This is a genomic window from Mesorhizobium sp. M7D.F.Ca.US.004.01.2.1, from assembly GCF_003997785.1.
Taxonomy (GTDB): Bacteria; Pseudomonadota; Alphaproteobacteria; order Rhizobiales; family Rhizobiaceae; genus Mesorhizobium; species Mesorhizobium loti.
On record NZ_RZRQ01000420.1, the window covers coordinates 1 to 4433 of the forward strand.

A 4433-nucleotide genomic window follows, 5' to 3' on the forward strand; every position below is an offset into this window, starting at 1 on the left:
GTCACCACCAGCTGCGCCAGCGCCACCAGCGTCAGCATCGCCAGCCCGGCGAAGTGATTGGCAAGCGCCACCCTCGCCGCCAGCTGCATGAGGAGATCGCCGACCAGCACGCCGGCCAGCACCAGCGCTGCGAGCTGCGGCCAGAACTGCCGCAGCAGCGAAAAACTCAAGGTGATCGGTCTGATGATATCGGCAAACATGAGGTTCTCTCACGATGCCACCCGCCAAAACCTTTCTAGCAAAGCATGATTGTTTTGCAAGGAATGGGGCTCCCCTTCTACCCTTGTGGGAGAAAGGAGAACCGTCCCCTCACCGCCTTACCCGCGACTTCAGCCACCGGTCGAACGCCACCGCCAGGATCAGGATCAGCCCGATGACGATGCTTTGCGTGTAGGACGAGACGTTGTTGAACTGCAGCCCGTTCTGCAGCACGCCGATGAGGGCCGCGCCGACCACCGTGCCGCCGACCGAGCCGATGCCGCCGAACAGCGAGGTGCCGCCGATGACGACGGCCGAAATGACAGTCAGCTCGTAGCCGATGCCGGCCACCGCTTCCGAGGAGTTGAGCCTGGCCGATAGCACGAAGGCGGCAAGCCCGGCGAAGAAGCCGACGATGACATAGACCGAGACCAGGATGCGGTCGACGCGCAGGCCAGACAGCCTTGCCGCTTCCGCATTGCCGCCGACGGCATAGACCGCGCGGCCATAGCGCGTGTAGCGCAGCACGATGTGGCACAGGATGGCGGCCGCCGCGAAGATGAGCGCCGGCACCGGTACCGGGCCGATCAGCCCGGTGCCGAACCAGCGCATCGAGGCGTCAAAGCCCGAGATCGGGCCGCCATTGGAGATGGTCAGCGTCAGCCCGCGAAACACCGTCAGCCCGCCCAGCGTGACGACGAAGGGCGGCACTTTGAGCCGGGTGATGACAAGCCCCTGCACGCCGCCGGCCGCAGCGCCGACCACGACGGCGGCGAGCAGTGCTGCGAACCAGCCATAACCTTGCGTTCCGCTCGTCGACAGCGACAGCGTGTTGGCGGTACCGCCCTTGGCGACCACGGCGGCGACCATGCCGCAGAAGGCGAGCAGCGAGCCGACCGACAGGTCGATGCCGGCGGTGAGGATGACGAAGGTCATGCCGAGCGCGATCAGCCCGGTGATCGAGATCTGCCTTGTGATGTTGAACAGGTTGATCGGGTCCATGAAGCTCGGCTTCAGCACCGTGAAGACGACGATCAGCGCCACCAGGAACAGCAGCGGCCCGAAGCTCATCAACAGCCGCGCGAAATTGATGCCGCCGCGCTGGTCCTCCGCCACGCTCATGGTGTCTCCTTGCGGTCGAGTGCCATCAGTTCCATCAGTCTTTCCTCGTTTGCCTCGACGCCCGGCATCTGGCCGGTGATGCGTCCCCGGCGCATGGTGACGATGCGGTCCGACACCGCCAGCACCTCGGGCAGTTCGGACGAGATCATCATCACCGCAATGCCGCGCGCCGCAAGCTGCACCAGGATCTGGTGCACCTCGGTCTTGGCGCCGACATCGACGCCACGCGTCGGCTCGTCGACGATCAGCACCTTAGGATCGCGCGCCAGCCAGCGTGCCAGGATCACCTTCTGCTGGTTGCCGCCCGACAGGCCCTCGATCGCCTGCTCAGCCGAGGCCATGCGGATCGACAGCATCTTGCGAAAACCGGCGAGTGCATCGCGCTCGCGCCGTTCGGCCATGAAGCCGAAACCGTTGCTGAAGCTGCCCAGCGATGCGACGGAAAAATTCGGCAGGATGCCGAGTGCCGCAAAGATCGCCTGATGCTTGCGGTCCTCCGGCACCAGGCCGATGCCGAGCGCGATGGCATCGGCGGGCGAGGCCGGCGCGATTTGCTTGCCGTCGAGCGTGATGGTGCCGGCCGCGATGCGGTCGGCGCCGAAGATGGCACGCGCCAGCTCCGTGCGGCCCGAGCCGACAAGACCGGCAACGCCGAGGATTTCGCCGGCCTTGAGGTCGATGTCGACGCCGTCGAGCACGATGGCGTGCGGCGCCTCGGGGTCGCGCACGGTGCGCAACCCGCGCACCGACAGCACGACATCGCCGGCAACCGCGCGCTGCGCCGGCCGCGCATAGAGTTCGGACGCGGCACGGCCGACCATCTTCTCGATGATTTTCGGCAGTGCGATCGGCCCGCCTTCGCGGTTAAGATGCCCGGCCAGCCTGCCGTCACGCAGCACCGTCATGCGGTCGCAGATCGCGGAGGCCTCTTCCAGCCGGTGGGTGACGAACATGATGGCGACCTTGTCCTTGCGCAGCCGGTCCATGATCGACAGCAAGCGCTGCACCTCGGTCTCGGTCAGCGCCGAGGTCGGCTCGTCCATGATGATCAGCCGGCTTTTCAGCGACAGCGCCCGGGCAATCTCGACCAGCTGCTGTTCGGCCACCGACAGCGCCGACACCGGCGTCATCGGATCGATGGAGAGACCGACGCGGGCGATGATCGCGCGGGACTCTTGCTCCATGCGCCTCCAGCTGACCAGCCCGAGCGGCCCCACCGGCGCACGGCCGATAAAAATGTTCTCCGCCACCGTCAGCGTCGGGATCAGGCTCAGCTCCTGATAGATGGTCACGATGCCGAGCCGCTTGGCGTCCTGCGGGCTGGACGGGTGATAGTCGGCGCCGTCGAAAATGATGTGGCCGCTGGAGGGCGGCATCACGCCCGACAGGATCTTCAACAGCGTCGACTTGCCGGCGCCGTTCTCGCCCAGCAGGCCAAGGATTTCGCCGGGGCGGATGTCGAGCGAGACATCGCTGAGCGCGGTCACGCCGGAAAAATGCTTGGTGATGCCCTCGACGGCAAGCAGGACGGGTTTGGGCGATGCGGCTTCAGCTGGCAAGGGTTGCTCCCGGATTTCAGCAGGATGCGGGACAGCGCCCCCCGCCGTCCTGCCGGACATCTCCCCCACGAGAGGGGGGAGATTGGCAGTTTTGCCGGCAGGACAGAGGGGGGCGCGACAGAACGCGACCTCCACCCGTCATGCGCCCGGCTCTCACCCCCTACTTCGTCTCGCCAATCCGCTCCGCCTTGTCCAAATTGTCCTTGCCAATCACAATCGGCGTCAGCAGCACCAGCTTCTCCTTCGGCTCGGTCTTGTCCTTGGCAAAGGCCACCGCGATGCGCACCGCCGTGCGCGACTGTTCGCCGGGGAATTGCTCGACGGTGCCGGCAAGCTTGCCGTCGCGCACCGCGACCAGCGCTTCCGGCAGCGCATCGAAGCCGTAGATCTTGACGTCGGTGAAGTTGCGCGCCGCGCAGGCCTCCATGGCGCCCAGCGCCATGTCGTCATTGGCGCAGACGATGGCGTCCGGCTTGCCGTTGGCGGCAAGGCCGGCCTCTGTCACCGACAGCGCCTCGGCGCGGGCGAAGTTGGCGGTCTGCTCGAAGACGATCTGGTACTTGTCCTTCAGGGGATCGAGCACGTTGTGGACGCCCTTGTTGCGGTCGATCGCCGGACCGGCACCTGGCTGGCCCTGCAGATGGAAGATCTTGGCGCCGTTGGGGAATGCCGCCACCATGGCGTTGGCTTCCGCCTCGCCGCCCTTGACGTTGTCGGCGCCGACATGGGCCAGGATGCCCTCGACACCGTCGACGCGGCGGTCGATCGTCACCACGGGAACGCCGGCCTTGACCGCTTCCTCGATGGCCGGCGCCAGCGCGTTGACGTCGAGCGGCGAGATGACGATGGCGTTGACCTTCTGCACCAGGGCCGCCTCGATGTCGGCGGTCTGCTTGGTGGCCGAGTTCTGGCCGTCGCTCTCGGTCAAATTGACGCCTTGCGCGGCGGCCTCGGCCTTGATCTCGTTCAGCATGTGCACGAAGAACGGAAAGCCGAGATTGGGCACCGAGCCCAGGATGGTGAGCTTGTCCTGCGCAAACACCGAAGGTGCGGCAAGCATCATGGCGCCAAAGGCCGCGGACGACAGCAGGAATTCGCGTCTGTTCATGGGATCCTCCTCCACAAGAACGCACGATCCCGAAAACCGGGATCGGTTTCAGGAAGGATCATGCGTCGGTTCAAAGTGTTGGAGCATCCTCCCTGCGCCCGAAAACGCATGCCGCTCCAGCTGGCCGCCGCTGTTAAAAGAGCCTCCCACCGACGCCTGCCCGGAGATGCTAACCCAGGGTCAACCATTTGTGCAACATCGATATAACAGAGCTGCCGGGCAAATTATCGGAATTGTCGGATTTTTGAATTGCGGGCATGGGCGTCCCTACCGGACGCTGCCCCCGCCCCTGCTTACGACCGGCGTCGTGCGCCTGTCGCGTGCGGCTCGCTGACATGCGGGCGCCAGCCGTGGACCCGGTCCCGCCCCGCCACCTTGGCGCCATAGAGGGCCTCGTCGGCACGCCTGAGCAGATCGGCGATCTCGATCGAGGCGCCGCCCGGATC

Annotated in this window: 3 protein-coding genes and 1 pseudogene; all 4 read right to left on the reverse strand. The window is 65.8% G+C overall.

Features of this window, described 5'->3' with window-relative positions; all coding sequences use genetic code 11:
- A pseudogene (locus EN993_RS32020) lies at positions 1-200 on the reverse strand (hypothetical protein); the annotation flags it as partial.
- A gap of 109 nt (positions 201-309) precedes the next feature.
- Complete coding sequence (locus EN993_RS32025; RefSeq protein WP_109660437.1) at positions 310-1320, reverse strand: ABC transporter permease; 1011 nt, start codon at positions 1318-1320, stop codon at positions 310-312.
- A complete protein-coding gene (locus EN993_RS32030; protein ID WP_127265777.1) occupies positions 1317-2879 on the reverse strand; it encodes a sugar ABC transporter ATP-binding protein in 1563 nt (520 codons plus the stop codon). The genes EN993_RS32025 and EN993_RS32030 overlap by 4 nt, the downstream gene beginning before the upstream one ends.
- Before the next feature lie 160 nt (positions 2880-3039).
- Positions 3040-3987, reverse strand: a complete 948-nt coding sequence (locus tag EN993_RS32035) for a substrate-binding domain-containing protein (RefSeq protein WP_109660434.1) — start codon at positions 3985-3987, stop codon at positions 3040-3042.
- Positions 3988-4433: the final 446 nt, after the last annotated feature.

Coding starts and splice junctions, on each gene's coding strand:
- EN993_RS32025 (WP_109660437.1), bottom strand. CDS start 1,320: ATGAGCGTGGCGGAGGACCAGCGCGGCGGCATCAATTTCGCGCGGCTG.
- EN993_RS32035 (WP_109660434.1), bottom strand. CDS start 3,987: ATGAACAGACGCGAATTCCTGCTGTCGTCCGCGGCCTTTGGCGCCATG.